This window comes from Gemella sp. 20925_1_85, from assembly GCF_041433735.1.
In the GTDB taxonomy this organism is placed as follows: Bacteria; Bacillota; Bacilli; order Staphylococcales; family Gemellaceae; genus Gemella.
Genome location: NZ_JAPWCC010000008.1, coordinates 41,519 through 63,017, shown reverse-complemented (window position 1 = coordinate 63,017; position 21,499 = coordinate 41,519). Strand labels below are relative to the sequence as shown.

Sequence of the window (21,499 nt, the reverse complement as noted above, 5' to 3'; positions counted from 1 at the left end):
ATTCTTCACCTCATTTTTATTTTCTTTTATTATAATATAATTTTTATCAAAATGTAAAGGCTATAAAAATCATATTTAAAAAACAACTTTCTCAAATAACTTTTCTTTAAAATGATAAATGATGCTTAATATATTTGTCTATTTGTGATACAATTACTTATGTATTCTAATTTCATATTAGATATTAGTAAAATAAATTTTAAGGAGAACTTTTTCATGCAAGAAGTTATGAATTATAAAGATACTAGAATTGAAAATTTCCACACTATTTATCCAAACCACATGAACAGACACGATACACTATTCGGTGGTCAAACATTATACTGGTTAGATGATGTACAAGGTCTAGTAATCCGCAGATATACTCATTTACCATTTTTCACAGCAAGTATTGATACTTATCAGTTTTTAGATGTAGTTCATAGACACGAAGCACTAATAATCGATAGCTATATCTCAAGAGTTGGAACTAGAAGTGTTGAAATTTTTGCTGAGTTAAGTGCATTTAACCATGAAACTAGACACACTCGTTTAGTTGGTATTTGTTTCTCAACATTCGCAATAAATAAAGAGACAGTTCTTGAGAAACCTTTACCTAAAGTTGAATATACAGATGAAATTTCAAAATTCGTAAGCTCTTCTTATGCAGACAGACAAAGTGGTAAACTTTCTGCTCGAGAATTCTGTAAAGAGTATCTAAAGTATTATAATAAATAAAAAAGAAGTGAGATTTTTCTCACTTCCTTTTTTTACTTTATTAGTCGATTGAGTAAAGTAATTCTAATACTTTTTCTTCAAATTTAACTAATTTTTCTTCTGCAACTTTCTTATCTGCATCTTTAACATAGATATAAAGTTTTACTTTTGGTTCTGTTCCACTTGGACGTAAAGTATACCAAGATTCATCTGAATAACTGAATTTTACAGCATCAGTTTTTTCAATTTCAATAGCTTTTTCTTCACCTGTAGCTACTGTTTTCTCTTTTTGAACTAAGTAGTCAGTAATCGCCACTACTTCACTTCCTGCGATTTCACGAGCAAAGATTTCACGATATTTTTCCATCATACGTTTAATTCTTTGAGCACCTGCTGCTCCTTCTAGTACGATAGAGATAGTTTTATCTAGGTAGTAACCATATTTTTCATAGAAACCATCAAGTACATCTACTAATGTTTTACCTTGCGTTTTGTAGAATGCTGCAGCTTCTACTAATAACATAGCGATTGTTACACCATCTTTATCACGTAGGAAAGTACCCACGTTATATCCAATACTTTCTTCATATCCCATTACATAGTTTTTCTCACCTGTAATATCCCATTCATTCGGTAAAGCACAGATGTTTTTGAATCCAGTAAGAACGTCAATTACTTCTACTCCGTATTCTTTACAAAGTGGTTCTACCATCTTAGATGTTACGATAGATTTAACTAATACTGGATTTTCAGGTAGTTTATTTTGTTTAGCAAGATTTTCAATAACATATTGAACTAATACTGCACCAGCTTGGTTACCGTTAAGAGAAACTACTTCACCATTGTGAATTACTTCTACAGCAAGACGGTCACAGTCAGGGTCAGTTGCGATGATTACATCTGCATTAACTTCTTTAGCTAATCTTTCACCGTATTCGAATGCTGCAGTATCTTCTGGGTTTGGATATTCAATTGTTGGGAAAGTTCCATCAGGATCTTTTTGTTCTTCAACAACGTGAACATTTTTGAACCCACGACGTGCAAGAACTGTTGTTACAGCTTTATATCCAGCACCGTTAAGTGGTGTATATACTACAGAAATATCTTTATCAATGTTTTCATCATTAATAGCGCAGTTTAAAGATTCTTTATAGAATTCTTCATCGATTTCTTCACCAATATATACTAATAATCCTTTTTCTTTTGCTTCTTCTTCTGTTAATGTAACATAGTTATCGAAAATATCCATTGAGTTAATATATTCTAAAACTTTATCACTTATATCAGATTTAATTTGAGATCCTTCTTGCCAGTATACTTTATATCCATTGTACTCTTTTGGATTGTGACTTGCTGTAATGTTAATTCCACTAGCTGTCCCTAAATAACGAACTGCAAATGATAATTCAGGTGTTGGACGTAAGTCTTCAAATAAGTAAGCTTTAACTCCATTACTGGCCATTACTAAAGCTGCTAATTTTGCAAATTCTTTTGAGAAAAGACGTGGATCGTGAGCAATAGCAATACCTTTTTCTTGTAATCCATTGTCGATAATAGTTTGTGCTAGTGCTTTTGTAGCACGAGCGATAATGAATCTATTCATTCGATTAGAACCCATTCCTACTTTACCACGTAATCCTGCAGTTCCGAACTCTAATTCTTTATAAAATCTATCTTCTTTTTCAACTTCATCTTCAGCTACACTTTTTAATTGAAGTTTTTCTTCTTCAGTTAAAGCTGAACTATTTAACCATTTTTCATATAATTCTTGATAGTTACTCATATTATATCACCTCTAAATTCCTAATTTTATGCTAAACCTAAAGCAATTTCCATCATTTTCGTAAATGCTGTTTGTCTTTCTTCTGGAGTAGTTTCTTCACCAGTTACTAATGAATCACTAACAGTTAGAATTGTTAAAGCATTAACTCCTGCTGCTGTTGCATTAGCATATAATGCTGCACTTTCCATTTCTACAGCTAATACTCCCATTTTAATCCAGTTTTCCATTGCTTTTTCATCAGCATTATAGAAAATTTCACTACATAAAATATTTCCAACGTGTACTGCTTGACCCATTTCTTGAGCTCTGTTGTAAGCTTTTAATAATAAATCAAATGAAGCAGTTAAACTGTAGTTTCCTGGAATGTTATATTGGTGCATGTAGTTTGAATTTGTTGAAGATCCCATTCCTAAAATTACATCATATAATTTTACTTCTGGTTGTAATGCTCCACATGTCCCAATTCTAATTAAATTCTTAACCCCAAAAGTGTGGATTAATTCATAAGAATAAATACCGATACTAGCTGGTCCCATACCTGTTCCCATTACAGAAATCTTTTTACCTTTATATGTTCCAGTATATCCTAGCATACCACGCACTTCATTAAAACAAACTGCATCTTCTAAAAATGTTTCTGCAATAAATTTCGCTCTTAAAGGATCCCCTGGTAAAAGAATCGTTTCAGCGATTTCTACTCCATTTGGTTTAATATGTGGTGTTTGTTTATGTGACATCAGTTAGTCCCCCTGTAAATATATTAATAACTTTATTATACCTTTTTTTCTCACCTTAAACAAGAGATATTAAAAAAATAATTATCTATATTTTCTATTAAATATTCTGAAAATAATGAGTTTATTTTATCGTTACAAGTCACATTTTAAGAACCAGCATCTGTCCACACTATATTCAATTCGATAAATTAATATAATTATATTAATTATTTTCAGAAAATAATTAATACTTTATTTTATCGTTTTCATAACTTTTTATAATACTTCTTTATGTTATTAATCATTTTTTATTGAAAAATAATTATATAAAAGTTGAATATCAATAGTATTTTAAGCTATTTTGTTATATAATTAATGTTATAAAAAAAATAAATTAGAAAGAGGTTTTTTTATGTTACAATTAGCTGTCTTTTTACCAGTAATTGCGATGTTTTTCGTACCTTTCTTAAGGAAAAACTTCAAAACCATCCATACTGGAAAATTTGTTATAGTTGTACCATTAATACTGTTTGGGTATTTTATTTCAAATCTTAAGTATATCTATTCAGGTGGAACAATCTATAAGAAACTAGCATTTGTTTCTAACGCTGGACTTGATATCAACCTAAATCTTGATGGTTTATCACTTCTATTCTCATTACTAATTACAGGAATCGGTACTCTAGTCATACTATATTCATGTTACTATATGAGTATTACAGATGAAAAATTACATAAATTTTACATATTTTTACTAATATTCATGTCTGCCATGTTAGGTGTCGTTTTATCTGACAACATGCTTAGTATGTATATGTTCTGGGAAATGACATCTGTTTCTTCTTTCCTATTAATTAGTTACTGGCACGAAAATGATGCATCTAGAAAAGGAGCTCTAAAATCGTTGATTATTACAGTCTTTGGTGGAGTCCTAATGCTAGCAGGAATTTTCGTTTTAAATAATATTACCGGAAGTTTTAACGTTAGTGAAATTATAGAATTCACTAAAAACCATGGATACAACAATAAATATGTAATAGCGATGATTCTTATAATATTCGGTGCATTTACAAAATCAGCGCAATTTCCATTCCATATTTGGTTACCTGATGCAATGGCTGCACCTACACCAATCAGTAGTTACCTACACTCAGCTACAATGGTTAAAGCTGGAATCTATCTATTACTAAGAATTGGAATTGTATTCTCATTTACCGCTTCATTTGGTAATATCTTAATTATATTCGGAACTATCACTATGCTGATAGGATCTATTTCTGCAATTTTCCTAAAAGATTTAAAAGGAATTCTTGCATATTCAACTATTAGCCAACTTGGAATGATGACTCTTATGATAGGTATCGCCAACCTTGGTCTATACAACGATAACCACTACGTTTATACATTTGCATTCTATGCAGTATGTTTCCATATTATTAACCATGCAGCATTTAAAGCAAGTTTATTTATGATTACTGGTATTATCGATCATTCATTCCATTCACGTGATATCGAAAAACTTCGTGGTATCAGAAGATATATGCCACTTAGCTTTATATTAAGTATTATTGCTGGGTTCTCTATGGCAGGAATCCCACCTTTAAGTGGATTCTACTCAAAAGAATACTTCTTAACAGTTGTTTATGGATTAACACAATCAAGCATGCTATATATGGTTATCGTGATAGCTGTAGTTATTGGAGCTTTAGGAACTGCTATTTATTCATTAATATTAGCATTCAAACCATTCTTAGGTAAATTCGATAATTCTATACTGGGAACTAAGAAATTACATCTTCCAAGTAATGGTATCTTTATATCTCCAATAATACTTGTAGTCTTTGTAATTATTAATACATTCATAAAAGATTACGTAGTTATTCCAGCACAACAAGCTGCCCTTGCTGTAAAAATAACTAATAACGAAGTAATATCTCATGTTCATCATGATAGTTTCTTCTCAAGTGAACTTCTTACTTCTATTGTTGTTATTATTGCAAGTTTTGCAATCTACAAATTATACGCTAGCGGAAATGGAATTTATAGTATAAACCCTACTATTATTTCTATTCACGGCGCATACAATAACTTAGGTAATTTACTACATAAAGTAAGTGGTACTCTTCATGACACATTTGTTACAAACCAACTTAGAAGAAATATGAGTTATATCTTTGTAGTGTTATCAGCAACTATTATTGGTGGTTACTTTGCAATTGGTAGACCTATGTTAATTAATAACTTCTCTACAATTCACTACATGAATATTTTCATAGGACTATGTATTGTCGTATGCTGTATCGCTCTAACTACTGTATACAATAGACTAGTACTTATTATCCTTTCTTCTGGAATTGGATTTATGATGACTGCGCTATACGTTACATTTAGAGCACCAGACTTAGCAATGACACAATTTGTAATCGAATCAATTTCTACTATTATTTTCTTAATAGCATTTATACTATTAACTGATAAAACAAAACAGGTAGAAAAACAAAGTTTTAAACTTACTAACGTAATAATTGCTACACTTACTGGTATTAGTTTCATAATCGTGGGTCTAGTATCATACGCTTATAAAAACCCATCAGAAATTAGTCAATTTTATTTCGATAATGTTGTCGCATCTGGTGGTGGAAACATAGTAAATGTTATTATCGTAGACTTTAGGGGATTTGATACCCTGTTTGAAATAACTGTTATGACAATGGTAGCATTAATCATTTATGCTATGTTCAAAATTATTAAACGAGGAGGCCCAAAAGATGAAAACTAATGACGTAATTTTAAAATCATTATCTGCAATTATTTCAGGATGCATATTTTTACTTTCTCTTAGTTTGTACTTTGGTGGTCACTTCCTTCCTGGTGGTGGTTTTGTTGGTGGTCTCCTTTGTACAATGGCATTAGCGCTAGCAATGTTTACTTATGGAATCGATAGAGTCACTAAACTTCTACCTATTAACTATGTTTATGTAACTGCTATTGGATTACTTTTCTCTATAGGAACTGCCTTTAGCGGTGTTGTAGTTGGAAAAAATTTCTTTAAACATCATTTCACTCACATTCACGTTCCAATAATGGGAGAAATGGAATTACATACAGCTGCAATATTCGACTTAGGAGTATACTTTGTAGTTGTTGGAGTTCTTATGTCAGTTATTTTAGCTTTTGGAAAGGATGGTAAATAATGGAATTTTATATGATTATCTTATGTGGTATTCTTGTTGGTTTTGGTGTTTACCTTATGCTTTCTAAGAGTATGATGCGAATAATAATTGGGGTTGGTCTTTTTGGACACGCTGCTAACCTTATTATACTTATCGCAGGTGGTTTATATGATGGAGATATTCCTATTATTTCAGAATTAGGGAAAAATTATATAGACCCTATCCCAGCAGCACTTATTCTTACTGCCATCGTTATCGGATTTGCAGTAACTTGTCTATTAATTTCAATCTACATTGCTAACTACAAACTAAAAGGCAGCGATAATGTAATTGATCTTGAAGACGTAGAAAATATGAAGGAGGAAAGAAATAATGCATAGTAATTTACCTGTTATACCAATATTTATCCCCCTTCTATTCGCAGCAATAACGGTATTATTTAGAAAAAGAATAGCAATGCAACGTTTATTAACAACATTCGCAACATTACTAGTCTTGGCATTTTCTATATTTAATATCTATATGGTAAATAAACACCAAATACTAATTTTAGAAATGGGGAACTGGGCTAGTCCATTTGGTATTACTTTAACATTAGATGGACTTAATAGTGTTTTAGTTACAACATCTTCAGTTGTATTTCTCGCAACATTGATTTATTCATTTAAAACGATTGATAAAGTTCGAGAACTTAGTTTCTTCTATCCAGGATTTTTATTAATTATGGTTGGAATAAACGGAGCTTTCACTACAGGTGATATATTTAACCTTTTCGTTTTCTATGAAATCTTACTTATGTCATCTTACTTACTGCTGTTAGTAGGTATTAATAAAGAACAACTTAAATCTTCTATTAGTTATGTACTAATGAATGTATTTGCTGGTAGCTTATTTGTTATTAGTATTGGATATCTTTACACGATTGTTGGTAGCTTAAATATGGCGTACATATCACAAACAATCTCATCGATGGCTGATCGCCGTGGATTATACCTTGTTGGAGCTGTAATGATATTTGTATTCTGTATGAAGGGTGCTCTATTCCCGCTATTCACATGGATGAATAGATCATACGCGGCACCACCAATTGCAATCTCAATAATCTTTGGAGCATTATTAACAAAAGTTGGACTTTACTCAATAATTAGAACGTATGGATTATTCTATTACGAATCAAACTTCATCAAGTCTTATATATTAATACTTGGAGCAGTCTCAATCATAGCCGGTTGTATCGGAGCTATCTATCAAAAAGATTTAAAACAAATAGTAATTTTTAATATCGTAATTTCTCTTGGAGTTATGGTCTGTGGAACAGCAACACTGAATACTTTCGGTGTTAAAGGTGCTTTATTCTATGCAGTAAATGACATATTACTAAAAGCTGCATTATTCATAGTTGTTGGATTAATAATTTACGTTAGTGGAGTTAAATATCTCCAAAAATGTGGATTAATCAATAAATATCCTCTTCTTGGTTGGACGTATTTTATTATAGTTCTATCATTAGCAGGTGTTCCACCTTTCAGTGGATTCTATGGTAAAGCACTAATAATTAAAGGGTTAGTCACAAACAACAATACATTCATAGCAATCTTAGTTGCCTTATCTGGATTAGTTGTATTTTACTCTTTAATTAGAATATTCTTAAATGTATTCTACGATAATATCAATAAGAGTTTAATTTTAAAACCTCTTCCAAAAGGTGTTCAAATTCCTCTTGTCGCTATCGTAGCAATAGCACTTATTATCGGAGTAAGTACTAATCTATTAGATGGTTTCTTCGATAAAGGTATACAAATGGTACTAAATCCTCAACACTATATTGACTTAGTACTTAAGAAAGGAGCATAATTATGGCACTACAATTTTTAATTAATATATTGGTTGGTGTAGTATGGATGTTCTTTTCAGGTAACTATAATTCTGAATATTTTGCAGTAGGATTTTTCTGGGGTATGGTACTACTATTCATCTTTAGAAAAACATTTGCAAAAAACATTCTAGGAGATCAACTTTATTACATTTATGTTTATAAATGGATAAAATTAATCTTAATGTTCTTGTTTGAATTATTAAAAGCAGATATAAATGTCTTAAAATTAATGTTCAAAAAAGATCTTGATGTTAACCCTGTTATTTTTGAATATCCTTTAGAAGTAACAAAAAATTGGCAAATTACATTACTTGCCAATATGATAACTTTAACACCAGGTACACTTACAGTTAATGTTGGTCATGATAATAAAACACTTCATATTCATTGCCTTGATACTGATGATATTCCCGGTGAGATTGAAGGTATTAAAAATAGTTTTGAAAAAGCAATACTGGAGGTTGATTTAAATGGATAAAGTATTAAACTATTCAATTTTACTAGGTATATTCGCTAGTATTGCCATGATATTTTTCTTATTAATTTATATCGTAAAAAAACCAAGCATATTCGATAAATTAATAGCAAGTGATTTACTTGCTATGCCTCTAATGTGCTTAATAGTTTTAGTTAGTATGTACTATAAAACTTTTTCTTATATTTCACTTATACTTATCATAGCTATTATATGTTTAGTAGGTACAGTTGTTACCGCTAGATTCTTGGCTAAAAAGGAGGTCTTTAGTGATGATACTAAATAGTATTTTAGACATTATTATTATACTTCTGATTTTAATCGCAGTAATAGCAATGTTATCAACAGTAATAGGATTTATTAGACTACCTGATGAAATAACTAAAATACATGCCGCAGGAGTTACAGGATCTTTCGCTGTAGAATTAATCCTTATAGCTGGATTTGTATACTTCTATCGTTATCTAAATGTCTTTGAATATAAATTCTTATTAGCAATAGCATTTCTATTCTTAGCAGCACCTGTTTCGGCTCACATGATTTCTATAAGTGCAATAATATACAATAAACATGTATATTCTAAAAATAATAAAGATGAAGCTAAGAAAGTACTTGACGATATTAAAGAATTAAATAAATAAACTAGTCAGAGGAATGATTAACAAAAATCATTCCTCAATTTTTTTATTCTTCAAACTTACTATTTCTTTATTTTAGTTCATTAAAATTAAAAAATGTAGACAATTAACCAATATAATGCTTTCATATCCTTCTAATATCCCCTAAACCTTGACTTATTTCCTTTTATATAGTAATATTCATATAGATTATAAAACAAGGAGTCATTTTTTTATGAGAAAATATTTTGGAACTGACGGTATTCGTGGTATCGCAGGAGAATCACTAACAGCCGATTTGAGTTTTAAAGTAGGTAAAGCTCTAGGTAAATTACTTACTGAAAAAAAAGATCATCCAAAAGTAGTAATTGGTAGAGATACTAGAATTTCATGTGACATGATTGAACACGCACTAACAGCAGGGCTTACTAGTACAGGTGTTAATGTAATGACAGTTGGTACTATACCTACTCCTGCAATTGCTTATTTAACAAAAACAATTGAAACAGATAGTGGAATTATGATTTCTGCTTCACACAATCCTTATCAAGATAACGGAATTAAGATTTTTGGTCCTGATGGATTCAAACTTACAGATGAACAAGAATTAGAAATCGAATCATTAATTGATAATTCTGAACAAATTAAAAACGCTAGTTTTGAAAAAATTGGAAAAGTATACGGTGGTAATGAATTAACTCAAAAATATATTCAACATATTAAACAATCTATCACTGGAGACTTATCTGATATTAAGATCGCATTAGATTGTGCCAATGGAGCTACAACTGGTGTCGCACCATTTATTTTCGGAGATTTAGAAGCTGATATAGAAACTATTGGTTGCCAACCAAATGGTATCAATATTAACGATAATGTAGGTTCTACAAAAATCGAGACAATTTCTGAATTCGTAAAAGAAAATAACGTTGATGTAGGATTCGCTTTTGATGGAGATGGTGACAGAGTTTTAGCAGTTGATGCTGAAGGAAATGTGGTTGATGGTGATAAAATCATGTTTATTCTTGCAAAACACCTTAAAGAACAAGGTGAGTTAAAAGATAACATGGTAGTTTCTACAGTAATGAGTAATATCGGTTTCTATAAAGCTATGGAAGAAAACGGATTACAATCTGTTAAAACTGCAGTGGGAGATCGCTATGTAGTTGAGGAAATGAGAAAAAATGATTACTCACTTGGTGGTGAACAATCAGGACATATCGTTCTAATGAACTACGCTACAACTGGTGATGGAATTCTTACTGCTGTTAAACTTTCTAACATTATTAAAACATCTGGAAAATCTCTAAAAGAATTAGCTTCAGAAGTTAGTATCTATCCACAAAAATTAGTAAATATTAAAGTAGTTGATAAGAAAACTGCTATGGAAGATGCCGAAATCCTAGCTGAATGTGAAAAAGTAGAAAAAGAATTAGAAGGTAATGGACGTATCTTATTACGTGCATCTGGAACAGAAAACCTAATTCGAGTAATGGTAGAAGCAAGTAGTGATGAGCTAACTGATAAATATTGTGAACAAGTAGCTAAAATTGTTCGTGAAAAATTTGAAGTAAAATAAAAAATTTAAAGAAGTTAGAATTCAAAAACTAACTTCTTTTTATTTTCTGTATTCTCAAGGTATACAATTGTATAAATAACCTCATCATAAAGACAAATTTATAGCCTAAAAATGATGTTTTTAAAGCAAATTTATTTTATAAACATTTTTTTATATTTATGTTTACTTTTTCTATAATTATATACTTAATATTACATTAATTTTTTTTTAATGAGTAATTAGTATAGTCAAAATGTATATATCTGCACAAGATATTTACATCTTTACAGTAAACCAAATTCTAGTTATTTTTACTGTAATAATAATATCGATTGTAGTTAAACTACAAATTCATTAGTATATTATTATCAAAATTTTAATCTTTTTATATAAATCGAGTTTTATTAATATTTTACCAAAAATTTTTTTCAATATCTCAAAAAAAATTTTATTTTCCTCTTGTTTTTTGTATATACTTCTGTTATACTTATAAGTGAAGTAATTAATATATTACTTCATATGTTCTTTTATTATAAGTCTCCCTAGCTTATAATAAAGACTTTTCATATTTACTCCCTTATTTCTACCTTACAATATTTTTTGTAAGGTAGGTTTTTTTTCTTTAAAAATTCATTTTTTTTTATCATTTTTTAGCTTTACTCATGTTTTTTTTCTAATCACAACAAAATTCACTTGACTTATTTTCTTTCCTAAGGTAAACTTTAATGTATACAGAAAAAATATGAAAAGAAGGGACAAGTATGATAAAAATAGAAAATTTAACTGTTACCTATAACCAAACTCCTGCCCTTTCTAATATTGATTTAGAAATTACAGGACCTGGTATTACAGGTATCATAGGACCTAACGGTGCGGGTAAATCTACCTTAATAAAAGCCGTGCTACATATAATACCTTCAATAGGTATTTCAAAAATTGATGACAAGATTGCAAAAGAAAATCTTGACAATGTCGCTTATGTTGAACAAAAAATCAATATAGATTATAACTTTCCAATAAAAGTTAGAGAATGCGTTTCTCTTGGCTTATATTCTAAGATTGGAATACTAAAAAAATTAAAAAAATCTGATTGGCAAAAAGTTGACGACGCTTTAAAGTTAGTTGGTCTAGAGAAGTTCTCTAATAGACAAATTAGTGAACTATCTGGTGGACAGTTCCAACGTGTGTTGATAGCTCGTTGTCTTGTTCAAGAAGCAAAATATATCTTTCTAGACGAACCATTTGTGGGTATTGACTCAGTTAGTGAAGAAATAATAATGAATACATTAAGAAATCTTCGAGAAAAAGGTCATACAATATTAATTGTCCATCACGACTTAAGAAAAGTTCATTCTTATTTTGATAATATATTATTACTAAATAAAGAAGTTATTGCATACGGTGAAACTGAAAAAACTTTCACTAGAGAAAATTTAACAAAAGCATACGGTACTGACTTATTCTTTATGGGAGGTGGTAATAATGATTAAAGATTTTATCGACGGATTATATAGTTTTCATTTTTTACAAAATGCTTTAATCACCGCTATTGTTATTGGAATCGTAGCTGGCGCCGTTGGATGTTTTATTGTTCTTAGAGGTATGTCATTAATGGGAGACGCAATCTCTCATGCAGTTCTTCCTGGTGTAGCTCTATCGTTTATATTAGGTATAGATTTCTTTATTGGTGCAATCGTATTTGGTCTATTAGCATCAATAATCATAACATTTATTAAAGGGAATTCTATAATAAAAAGTGACACAGCTATAGGAATAACATTCAGTTCATTCTTAGCTCTAGGAGTTATCTTAATTAGTGTAGCGAAAAGTTCTACTGACCTTTTCCATATCTTGTTTGGTAATATTTTAGCAGTACAAGATTTAGATATGTATATTACTATAGGAGTTGGAGTTTTTGTTCTTTTAGTTATTAAACTATTTTTCAAGGAATTACTCTTGACTTCATTTGATGAACTATTAGCAAAGGCAATGGGTATGAAAGTTAATTTCTATCACTACTTACTAATGATACTATTAACTCTAGTGTCTGTTACTGCAATGCAAAGTGTTGGTACAATTTTAATTGTAGCTATGCTAATTACACCAGCAGCAACTGCATATCTTTATGCAAATAGCCTAAAAACTATGATATTTTTATCATCTACAATCGGAGCAAGTTGTTCTGTATTAGGATTGTTTATAGGTTATTCATTCAATATCGCAGCAGGATCTAGTATAGTTTTAACACTAGCCGTGGTTTTCGCAATAAGTTTCTTTATTGCTCCAAAACAACGCTTTGTTAAACATAAAAAATAAATAACTTAGATAATAATACTCAAGAATAAAGTAGAATATCATATATTAAATATAATAATCCCTTTAAATAAACTTATTACTATATAAAATACTTCCATAACAAGTTTATTTAGAGGTGTTATTATGAAGGTTTTAATTGATAATGATTATTATTGGTTATGTAAATCTATTTTATTTTTGAATAAAATTATAAAATAAATAAAGGAGGCCTATAATATGAAAAAATTAGGTTTTAAAAAATTAAGTTTTCTAGCGCTTATTTTCACACTAGCTGTTGGACTATTTGCTTGTTCTAGCGCTAAACAAGGTTCTAGTTCCAACGAAGCTACTAAATTAAAAGTAGTAGCAACTAACTCAATCATCGCAGATATTACAAAAAATATCGCTGCTGATAAAATTGATTTACATAGTATCGTACCAGTTGGTCAAGATCCACACGAATACGAACCACTTCCTGATGATGTTAAAAAAACATCTGAAGCTAATCTTATCTTCTACAACGGTATTAACTTAGAAACTGGTGGTAACGCTTGGTTTACTAAATTAGTTCAAAATGCTAAAAAAGAAGAAAACAAAGATTACTACGCAGTTAGTGAAGGTGTTGATGTAATTTACCTTGAAGGTCAAAGCGAAAAAGGTAAAGAAGACCCACATGCTTGGTTAAATCTTGAAAATGGTATGATTTATGCTAAAAATATTGCAAAACAATTAGAAGCTAAAGATCCAAAAAATAAAGATTTCTACGAAGCTAACCTTAAAACATACTTAGAAAAACTTTCTAAATTAGATAAAGAAGCTAAAGAAAAATTCAACAACATTCCTAAAGAGAAAAAAACAATCGTAACTAGTGAAGGATGCTTCAAATACTTCTCTAAAGCATACAATGTACCATCTGCTTACATTTGGGAAATCAATACTGAAGAAGAAGGAACTCCAGATCAAATCAAAACTCTAGTTGAAAAATTACGTAAAACTAAAGTACCTTCTCTATTCGTAGAAAGTAGTGTTGACGAACGTCCAATGCAAACTGTATCAAAAGATACTAACATTCCAATTTACGAAAAAATCTTCACAGATTCAATCGCTGAACCAGGACAAAACGGAGACAGCTACTACAGCATGATGAAATGGAACTTAGATAAAATTTCTGAAGGTTTAGCTAAATAACTACTCCTAAAACAACTCCCTGTATAAATATACAAGGAGTTGTTATTTTTATTCCATCATAATTTTTTTAACATTTAAACCTTTTATCTTATTACTATAGTATAAAATAAAGATTTCATATATTAATACAAATGCTATAAAACTACCAATTACTGAAATTAAATCAAAGTTATATGTTGTTTCGCTATCTAATTTTTTAGATAAAACTTTTAGTAATGCTCTTATTAAAAAATACTGATAAACTGTTCCTACAGCAAAACCTATGTATGCTACTACTCTATAACCTGATAATACTATTTTTGAACATTCACTTTTTGAAAAGCCCATAATATTTAAAATAGATATATTTTTTATATTACTACTAGCAATCACTTCTAATGAAATTAATAATATTGATAACGATAATATCACACCTATTATCATCATCATAATTCTTATTGTTCCATCAACAAAATCTCTCATACCAAATGCCATTTGAATCATTGAAGAAAATGATAACGAAGCAAAAATAACAAAGAATAATAGGGTTTTATTACTAAATAATACTGTTGCTCTTAATTCTTTAAAAAAGTTTTTATATTGTCTAAATCTTCTTTTTCTAATTTTTTTATTTGTTAAATTTATTTGTTTAAGTAAGTGAATCGTTGGTACATTTAAATTAAACAGCACATACACAATTGATATTACTAAAAACAATAGTGATGGTAATATAACCATTATTAATAAAAGTTTAGGATGAAAGTTTATTGTAAGTTCAGATAATATATTATCTGTGTTTCTACTATCATAAAATTTCGGCATAAATAAATGCGAACTACTATACCCTAATAATGAACCTAAAAATACTAAAAATCCAAAAATAGAAAACTTAGATGCTATAAAGTTATTACTATAACCTTGAGCTTTTAATATTCCAATTTTATGTTTAGAATCATCAATAAATTGTTTTATATAAAATATTAACATTATAGCTGCACTTATTGATAAGACTGTTCCTGTTATAATTATTACAAATTTAGAAACAATAAGCTGAGCATCATAAAACTTCTTCTGCATTATATTAAATCCTGTAATATCTAGTACTTTCAAATCTAAATATAAGTTAGAAAAAAGTGTAGTTATAAATACCGCACAAAAACTTACTATCACTACTGCAATTGCTTTTCTTAAATCTTTTAACTGAACTATCATATAATTACCATCCTATCTCTTCTACAGATTTAGGTTTATGGTTTTCTACAATCGAAGTTACTCTACCACTACCTACATGAATTATCTTATTTGAAAGTTCAGCAATATTCTCATTATGAGTTACCATTATCATTGTAAAGTTTGATTTATCTTTTAGTTTTAATAAGTACTCTAATATTTTTCTTCCAGTCACCTCATCTAAAGCTCCTGTTGGTTCATCTAAAAATAGTACAGTTGGCTTCTTAGCTAATGCTCTCGCAATTGAAACACGCTGTTGCTCTCCTCCAGATAACTCATTTGGATATTTACTTAATTTATCTTCTAAACCTAATTCCTTTATAATATCAACATATTCTTTATTATTTGCTAAATTAGCTCCTACTTTAACATTTTGTTCTACTGTTAAATTATTTAATAAATAATATTGTTGGAAAACAAATCCTATTTTATCTTTACGAAACTTTGTTGATTGTTTTTCTGAGTAATCACTTATAGACTCATTATCATATACAACTTCTCCTGAATCTGACTTTTCTAAACCAGATAAAATATTTAATAATGTAGATTTCCCTGAACCTGAAGCCCCAAGTATAACAACAAATTCATTTTTATCAATTTTTAAATCTATTCCCCTTAAAACTTCTTGATCATTATATTTTTTCTTAATATTTTTTGCTGTAATCATTTAATCAATCTCCTTTAAATATTGTACTATTAAACTTTTAGCTACTTCTGCCATGTACTCAACAATTTCAGATGGTGTAAAATTATATATTCCCGTAACTGTTAATGTTGCAATACCATGACTATATATAAATAAGTGCTCATAAAATTTTTTTGCATTTTCTATTGAAATTTTATACTCTTTATCTATAGACTCAATTACTGATCTATATTCATAATCTCGCATTGGAAGAAAATCTTTAAAACTTTCTACTTCTATACCTTTTCTCATAAATAACCATTGAAATAATTTAGGTTCATTTTTTGAAAATAATATATACTCTACTCCTAATCGTTTAAATGGACTATCATCTTTTAAAGCTAAATTAACTTTTTCTGAAAAAATATTTTCTGCAACAAGCTTTGCTTCGTCTTCTAAATTTTTCATATTAGAGAACAAACTAAATATTACTTTAGTAGATGACTCCAATTTTTTAGCTAACTCTCTTGCAGTTAATGCTTCTATTCCATTTTCTCTTATAAAGTCTATAGTTACAGTCAAAACCTCTTCTTTAGTAAATTTAAATTTTGGTGCCATATTCAAACCTCCATCAATAGGTAACACTTGTTTCTTATTGTAGATTATTTTGTATGAAATGTCAACAGAAAAATTATTGAATTATTACAAGAAATCTTATACAATAAAAGTAGAATAAAAATTAGGAGTTATTTATGAATATAATTAAAAATTTGCCTACACCAATTGCAGGTTTAGCATTAGGTTCTGCTGCATTAGGAAATTTATTACAACCATATTCCTCTTCCCTACAGTTATTATTTAATCTATTATCTTTGATAATAATTGTACTTTTAACTATTAAGTTTGTGTTGGGATTTGACAAATTAAAAAAAGAAATGGAAAATCCAGTTGTAGCGACAGTAATGGCAACATACCCTATGAGCATTATGCTACTTGCTTCATTTTCAAAAAAATATATAGGGCTATTGAGTATGCCAGTATGGATAATTGGAATCTTTCTAGATTTTTGTGTTGTTTGCTATGCAATTTATAATTTTATAGTAAAAGAAAGACATATAAGTAAAATCTATCCAACTTGGTTTATTACCTTTGTTGGACCAGCTGTTGTGACAGTAACAGCAATAAATTATAACTTAGAAACGCTAGGAATAATTTACTTCTACTTTTCTTATATCAACTATTTAGTATTATTACCTTTTGTTCTATATAGAGTCTATAAATATAAACATTATAAAGATGGAGATTACCCTACTATTACTGTATTCTCAGCACCTGGTGGACTCTTACTAGCTAGTTATATGATTGGAGTAACACAAAAAAGTAATATAATCTTAGCAATACTAATACCACTTACAATATTATTGTTTATATTTGTCTTAATTCAATTACCATATCTGCTAAAAAGAAAATTCTACCCTAGCTTTTCTGCTTTTACATTCCCATTAGTGATTTGCGCGATATCATTTCAGAAAACTGGGGTTTATTATCAACTAGCTGAATTTTCTATTCTAAATATTTTAATTCATCTAAGTGAATTACTTGCGATAATTATTGTAATATACGTATGGTATGGGTTTATAAAGAATTTATTTTATTCAAATTAACGTCAAAAAGACACGGTTAAGTTTAAACTTAATCGTGTCTTTTAACCTATTATAAAAGTTTATCTGCTTACTCTATAACTTCTTCGAAGTTCTCGATAACATCTTTTAACTCCAATTCTAAGATATAACTAATACCTTTTTCTTGCATTGTTACTCCGTATAAAGTATCCATAGCTTCCATAGTTCCACGTCTGTGTGTAATAACTAAGAATTGATTATGTTCAGCATAAACTTTTAAGAATTTAGCAAATCTATTAACATTCTCCTCATCCAGTGCCGCTTCCACCTCATCAAGAACTACAAATGGTGGATTTTTAACCTGTAATATCGCAAACAATAAACTTATCGCAGTTAAAGATTTCTCTCCACCTGATAATAATGAAAGGTTTTGAAGTTTTTTACCCGGAGGTGAAGCTTCGATTACTATTCCAGTATTTAATATGTCATTTGGTGATTCTAAAGTCATATCTGCATAACCACCTTTGAACAATTCTTTAAATATTTTATTGAAATTCTCTGCTACTTGGACAAATGTCGTTAAGAAGCGTTCTTTTACTTCCTTATCAATCTCTGCAATAGTCTCTTCTAGTTTTTCTTTCGCTTCTACAAGGTCAGTAATTTGCTCATTATAGAAATCATAACGTTCTTTGATTTCTTCGAACTCAGCAATAGCATTCAAGTTGATATTACCTAAGTCCACTATCTCTTTACGAAGTCTTACTACATCATTCTTATATGAAGGAACTTCTCCAATATTTTCAGCAGTTAATCTGTTTGATACACTCTCATACGTTACATTATAGTTAGTAACGAGGTTCTCTAGATATTCATCGATCTTAACTTCTATCTTCGTCTGTTCTACAGTTAATTTTTCAAATTCTGAAGTTTTTTGACGTAGACTTTCGTTATTTCTTTGTTGAGCTACGGTAATTTCTTTTTCGCGTTTGAATAATCCTGTTTTTTCCATATCAAGATCTGATAATAACGTCTTAAGCGTTGTTAATCGTTCGCCGCATTCAGCAATTACTTTAGAGTTATTTTCTAATATCTTTTGCTCATCTTCTTCACTTAATGACTCTGTATCTTTAGACATTTCTAATCTTGTTAGTTGTTCATTAACATCTGTTATATCAACTAATAGTGATTCTATTAACTCTAAACCATGCTTAGTTGTCTCTTCTAATTTTGATTTTTCAATCTTAAGCTCAGCAATTTTCTCTAAGAATAATTCCTCAGCACTTTGAGCATTTTGTTTCTTACTACTTTCTTCCTTTATTTTCTCATCAAGTTTTTGAAGTTCTACTCTAATTTTCTCAAGACTTTGAGTTAATTCAACAATATTACTTGAATTGTCTTCAGTATCTTTGAATTCCAGTAGTTTTTTCTCATTTAATTCTATATTCACTTTAATATCGGAAATTTCAGAGTTTTTATGATTTATACTTAATTCTAATTGCTTAAGTTTTAAAATCGCCTCTTCTTTCACAGATTTAGAATTTAGAATTTCGTCCATTACTTCTTGTTGTTGACTTTCTAATAAACTCTTCTCATTTGTTAATTTCTCAATCTTATCATTTATTTTAACAAGATTTTGAGAGAGTTCATCTAATTCTGCCTTATGTTTAATAGATGAGTTGTTATTTTTATTAATAGCACCACCAGTAATAGATCCACCACTATTAATAATTTGCCCATCTAATGTAATAATTCTATTTCTAAAATTAATCTTACGCGCTATTCTATTGGCATTATCCATATTATCAACGATAAGAACAAGCCCTAATAGGTGAGATATTATATTTTTATAATCCGTATCAACAGTTATAAGGTTCTCAGCAATATTGATAAATCCTTCTTCATTTACAACTGTTCTATAAACATCACTCGCTATAGCTTTAGCTTTAATATTATTTAATGGTAAAAATGTAACTCTACCTTTATTAGTTTTCTTTAAGTGATTAATACATTCTTTAGCATCATTCTCATTTTCAACAATAATATTTTGTTGTGCTTGCCCCAAAGCAATATCAATTGCAACGGCATATTCGTTATCAAATTCTACAATATTCGCTACACTATTGTGAACACCAGCTAGAGCATCCTTATTAGCAAGAATTTCTTTTACTCCAATATTGTAAAAACTTAAATTATTAATCTGATCTTCTAAGAACTTCTTACGATTTTCCAGGTTACTCTTGAAATTATATCCTGTGCGAATTTGTTCCTCGATATTTTTCCCATTTGAATTAATTAAAATATTTTTTTCAACTAATATATCAAGTTCTTTTTGAAGATTAGCTAGCTGTTCATTTAATACTTTTTGCTCTTCGGTAGCAGCTGTAAGCTCTTCTGTTTTTATACCTAAAGCTTGTTTTTGTCTTTCTATATTATCTAGAATTTCTTTACTGTTTTCATCAGCACTCTCTAGATTTTTCTTAGCAAACTCTATACTATTTTCTAGTTTAGTTTCTTCGTTTATTAAGCCATAGTAGTTATCTTTTAATTCTTCTATTTTTCTTTCGATTAATTCTAATTTACTCTCTTCGCCTGATTCTAACGAAGAGATTTCTTTATTAATCTTTTGAATTTTACTTTTAGTTTCAGCGTTTAGATTTTCTCTTTCTGCTAACTTATTCTCAAGGTTTTGTTTTCTTTCCTCAAGATATTTAATATCATCATTAATTTTTTCACTTCTCAGAGTTCTATTATTTTTTCTTTCCTGAATTACACTTAATTGTGATTGAAGAGATTCTTTCTTCTGAACTAATTCTAACTCTTCATCATGATATTTCATATAAGTTCTATCTAGAGAAACTAAACTATTTTTAATAGACTCTAAATTTTTAATAAGTTCTTCCTGTCTACTCTCAAGCCCAAGTTTTTCAGATTCTTTCTCATGTTTAACTTGTAGTAAATCTGCAAGTCTTTTTTGGTATTCAGCAATATTATAAACATTTAATAAAATATCTTTTTCTTCAAGTTCTTTAGAATAATCAAGATACTTTTGTGTTTTATTCTTTTGATCTTCTAAAATTTCATAACGACCTGAGATTTCTGAGAAAATATCATTTAACCTCATTAAATTGTCATTTGTTTTTTCTAATTTCAGATTAGTTTCTTTTTTCTTATTTTTATACTTTAATACACCTGATGCCTCTTCTATAATTGCTCGGCGATCGACAGGCTTAGATGAAATAATATCTTCTACCTTACCTTGAGTAATAATACTATAACTCTCTTTATTAATACCAAGGTCTAGATACATATCAGTAATATCTTTCAATTTTGCACGTTTATTATCAATGTAATACTCACTATCACCATTTCTATACAAACGTCTTTTAATTTCACAACTATCTTCTCCGTTAGAAAATGTTACCGCTACTTCAGCAAAGTTTTTTCTTTTCGCATCTTCAGTCCCCGAAAAGATAACATCTTTCATGCTACTACCACGTAAATTTTTAGCTGATTGCTCCCCTAAAACCCAACGAATAGCATCAATTATATTACTTTTTCCCGAACCATTCGGTCCAACAACACCGATTAAATTATTTTTAAATTCAAATGTTGTCTTCTTCTGAAAAGATTTAAAACCTGTAACTTCAACCTTTGCTAATTTCATCT

The 21,499-nt window shown here is 29.2% G+C and carries 19 protein-coding genes; 13 read left to right on the top strand and 6 right to left on the bottom strand.

Going from position 1 to position 21,499, the window contains the following annotated elements:
- Positions 1 to 216: 216 nt before the first annotated feature.
- Positions 217 to 717, top strand: coding sequence for an acyl-CoA thioesterase (locus O3884_RS04285; protein WP_060914388.1), 501 nt, complete (start codon positions 217 to 219; stop codon positions 715 to 717).
- A 40-nt stretch (positions 718 to 757) separates the two neighbouring features.
- Here the strand turns inward: O3884_RS04285 and O3884_RS04280 are convergent, their stop codons facing one another.
- Entirely contained in the window at positions 758 to 2,479 is a 1,722-nt protein-coding gene (locus O3884_RS04280; RefSeq protein ID WP_371451927.1) for a phospho-sugar mutase, read from the bottom strand.
- Positions 2,480 to 2,505: 26 nt separating this feature from the next.
- Positions 2,506 to 3,216, bottom strand: coding sequence for a purine-nucleoside phosphorylase (gene deoD, locus O3884_RS04275; RefSeq protein ID WP_060914390.1), 711 nt, complete (start codon positions 3,214 to 3,216; stop codon positions 2,506 to 2,508).
- Between the two features lie 391 nt (positions 3,217 to 3,607).
- Here deoD and mbhE point away from each other — a divergent pair, with 391 nt between their 5' ends.
- The 11 genes from mbhE to O3884_RS04220 all read left to right on the top strand — a co-directional run bounded on the left by mbhE (position 3,608) and on the right by O3884_RS04220 (position 14,377).
- Entirely contained in the window at positions 3,608 to 5,974 is a 2,367-nt protein-coding gene (mbhE, locus tag O3884_RS04270) for a hydrogen gas-evolving membrane-bound hydrogenase subunit E (RefSeq protein ID WP_371451924.1), read from the top strand.
- Positions 5,964 to 6,389, top strand: coding sequence for an MnhB domain-containing protein (locus O3884_RS04265; RefSeq protein WP_294683498.1), 426 nt, complete (start codon positions 5,964 to 5,966; stop codon positions 6,387 to 6,389). The genes mbhE and O3884_RS04265 overlap by 11 nt, the downstream gene beginning before the upstream one ends.
- The gene (locus O3884_RS04260) at positions 6,389 to 6,748 is read left to right on the top strand and encodes a Na(+)/H(+) antiporter subunit C (protein WP_003147003.1); all 360 of its coding nucleotides are present in this window, start codon (positions 6,389 to 6,391) and stop codon (positions 6,746 to 6,748) included. Before O3884_RS04265 ends, O3884_RS04260 begins: the two co-directional genes overlap by 1 nt.
- The gene (locus O3884_RS04255) at positions 6,741 to 8,222 is read left to right on the top strand and encodes a proton-conducting transporter transmembrane domain-containing protein (protein WP_371451921.1); all 1,482 of its coding nucleotides are present in this window, start codon (positions 6,741 to 6,743) and stop codon (positions 8,220 to 8,222) included. Before O3884_RS04260 ends, O3884_RS04255 begins: the two co-directional genes overlap by 8 nt.
- Before the next feature lie 2 nt (positions 8,223 to 8,224).
- Entirely contained in the window at positions 8,225 to 8,722 is a 498-nt protein-coding gene (locus O3884_RS04250; protein WP_004263743.1) for a Na+/H+ antiporter subunit E, read from the top strand.
- Entirely contained in the window at positions 8,715 to 9,005 is a 291-nt protein-coding gene (locus O3884_RS04245; protein ID WP_371451919.1) for a monovalent cation/H+ antiporter complex subunit F, read from the top strand. Before O3884_RS04250 ends, O3884_RS04245 begins: the two co-directional genes overlap by 8 nt.
- Complete coding sequence (locus O3884_RS04240) at positions 8,992 to 9,360, top strand: cation:proton antiporter (RefSeq protein WP_371451917.1); 369 nt, start codon at positions 8,992 to 8,994, stop codon at positions 9,358 to 9,360. Before O3884_RS04245 ends, O3884_RS04240 begins: the two co-directional genes overlap by 14 nt.
- A gap of 211 nt (positions 9,361 to 9,571) precedes the next feature.
- Positions 9,572 to 10,915 carry a phosphoglucosamine mutase gene (gene glmM / locus O3884_RS04235; RefSeq protein WP_371451916.1) on the top strand — a complete coding sequence of 448 codons (1,344 nt, stop codon included), beginning with the start codon at positions 9,572 to 9,574 and terminating at the stop codon, positions 10,913 to 10,915.
- Between the two features lie 740 nt (positions 10,916 to 11,655).
- Positions 11,656 to 12,384 (top strand): metal ABC transporter ATP-binding protein, encoded by a 729-nt coding sequence (locus O3884_RS04230; RefSeq protein WP_294683503.1) that lies wholly within the window; start codon positions 11,656 to 11,658, stop codon positions 12,382 to 12,384.
- Entirely contained in the window at positions 12,377 to 13,210 is an 834-nt protein-coding gene (locus tag O3884_RS04225) for a metal ABC transporter permease (RefSeq protein ID WP_274460182.1), read from the top strand. Before O3884_RS04230 ends, O3884_RS04225 begins: the two co-directional genes overlap by 8 nt.
- 216 nt (positions 13,211 to 13,426) lie before the next feature.
- On the top strand, positions 13,427 to 14,377 hold the full coding sequence (locus tag O3884_RS04220; RefSeq protein ID WP_371451913.1) for a metal ABC transporter substrate-binding lipoprotein: 951 nt from the start codon (positions 13,427 to 13,429) through the stop codon (positions 14,375 to 14,377).
- 48 nt (positions 14,378 to 14,425) lie between these two features.
- Here the strand turns inward: O3884_RS04220 and O3884_RS04215 are convergent, their stop codons facing one another.
- Genes O3884_RS04215 through O3884_RS04205 form a run of 3 tightly spaced genes read right to left on the bottom strand, consistent with a single transcriptional unit; the run spans position 14,426 to position 16,829 of the window.
- Positions 14,426 to 15,568, bottom strand: a complete 1,143-nt coding sequence (locus tag O3884_RS04215) for an FtsX-like permease family protein (RefSeq protein ID WP_371451911.1) — start codon at positions 15,566 to 15,568, stop codon at positions 14,426 to 14,428.
- A gap of 4 nt (positions 15,569 to 15,572) precedes the next feature.
- Positions 15,573 to 16,253: an ABC transporter ATP-binding protein gene (locus tag O3884_RS04210; RefSeq protein WP_371451909.1), complete on the bottom strand. Its 681-nt coding sequence runs from the start codon at positions 16,251 to 16,253 to the stop codon at positions 15,573 to 15,575.
- On the bottom strand, positions 16,254 to 16,829 hold the full coding sequence (locus O3884_RS04205; protein ID WP_371451907.1) for a TetR/AcrR family transcriptional regulator: 576 nt from the start codon (positions 16,827 to 16,829) through the stop codon (positions 16,254 to 16,256).
- 134 nt (positions 16,830 to 16,963) lie between these two features.
- On the opposite strand from O3884_RS04205, the gene O3884_RS04200 reads away from it, so the two are divergent.
- Positions 16,964 to 17,875, top strand: coding sequence for a TDT family transporter (locus tag O3884_RS04200; protein WP_371451905.1), 912 nt, complete (start codon positions 16,964 to 16,966; stop codon positions 17,873 to 17,875).
- Between the two features lie 67 nt (positions 17,876 to 17,942).
- Here the strand turns inward: O3884_RS04200 and smc are convergent, their stop codons facing one another.
- Positions 17,943 to 21,497 carry a chromosome segregation protein SMC gene (smc, locus tag O3884_RS04195; protein WP_371451903.1) on the bottom strand — a complete coding sequence of 1,185 codons (3,555 nt, stop codon included), beginning with the start codon at positions 21,495 to 21,497 and terminating at the stop codon, positions 17,943 to 17,945.
- Positions 21,498 to 21,499: the final 2 nt, after the last annotated feature.

What these genes read in the sequence shown, in the direction of transcription:
- O3884_RS04285 (WP_060914388.1), top strand. Translation starts at nt 217, where the DNA reads ATGCAAGAAGTTATGAATTATAAAGATACTAGAATTGAAAATTTCCAC.
- O3884_RS04280 (WP_371451927.1), bottom strand. Translation starts at nt 2,479, where the DNA reads ATGAGTAACTATCAAGAATTATATGAAAAATGGTTAAATAGTTCAGCT.
- deoD (WP_060914390.1), bottom strand. Translation starts at nt 3,216, where the DNA reads ATGTCACATAAACAAACACCACATATTAAACCAAATGGAGTAGAAATC.
- mbhE (WP_371451924.1), top strand. Translation starts at nt 3,608, where the DNA reads ATGTTACAATTAGCTGTCTTTTTACCAGTAATTGCGATGTTTTTCGTA.
- O3884_RS04265 (WP_294683498.1), top strand. Translation starts at nt 5,964, where the DNA reads ATGAAAACTAATGACGTAATTTTAAAATCATTATCTGCAATTATTTCA.
- O3884_RS04260 (WP_003147003.1), top strand. Translation starts at nt 6,389, where the DNA reads ATGGAATTTTATATGATTATCTTATGTGGTATTCTTGTTGGTTTTGGT.
- O3884_RS04255 (WP_371451921.1), top strand. Translation starts at nt 6,741, where the DNA reads ATGCATAGTAATTTACCTGTTATACCAATATTTATCCCCCTTCTATTC.
- O3884_RS04250 (WP_004263743.1), top strand. Translation starts at nt 8,225, where the DNA reads ATGGCACTACAATTTTTAATTAATATATTGGTTGGTGTAGTATGGATG.
- O3884_RS04245 (WP_371451919.1), top strand. Translation starts at nt 8,715, where the DNA reads ATGGATAAAGTATTAAACTATTCAATTTTACTAGGTATATTCGCTAGT.
- O3884_RS04240 (WP_371451917.1), top strand. Translation starts at nt 8,992, where the DNA reads ATGATACTAAATAGTATTTTAGACATTATTATTATACTTCTGATTTTA.
- glmM (WP_371451916.1), top strand. Translation starts at nt 9,572, where the DNA reads ATGAGAAAATATTTTGGAACTGACGGTATTCGTGGTATCGCAGGAGAA.
- O3884_RS04230 (WP_294683503.1), top strand. Translation starts at nt 11,656, where the DNA reads ATGATAAAAATAGAAAATTTAACTGTTACCTATAACCAAACTCCTGCC.
- O3884_RS04225 (WP_274460182.1), top strand. Translation starts at nt 12,377, where the DNA reads ATGATTAAAGATTTTATCGACGGATTATATAGTTTTCATTTTTTACAA.
- O3884_RS04220 (WP_371451913.1), top strand. Translation starts at nt 13,427, where the DNA reads ATGAAAAAATTAGGTTTTAAAAAATTAAGTTTTCTAGCGCTTATTTTC.
- O3884_RS04215 (WP_371451911.1), bottom strand. Translation starts at nt 15,568, where the DNA reads ATGATAGTTCAGTTAAAAGATTTAAGAAAAGCAATTGCAGTAGTGATA.
- O3884_RS04210 (WP_371451909.1), bottom strand. Translation starts at nt 16,253, where the DNA reads ATGATTACAGCAAAAAATATTAAGAAAAAATATAATGATCAAGAAGTT.
- O3884_RS04205 (WP_371451907.1), bottom strand. Translation starts at nt 16,829, where the DNA reads ATGGCACCAAAATTTAAATTTACTAAAGAAGAGGTTTTGACTGTAACT.
- O3884_RS04200 (WP_371451905.1), top strand. Translation starts at nt 16,964, where the DNA reads ATGAATATAATTAAAAATTTGCCTACACCAATTGCAGGTTTAGCATTA.
- smc (WP_371451903.1), bottom strand. Translation starts at nt 21,497, where the DNA reads ATGAAATTAGCAAAGGTTGAAGTTACAGGTTTTAAATCTTTTCAGAAG.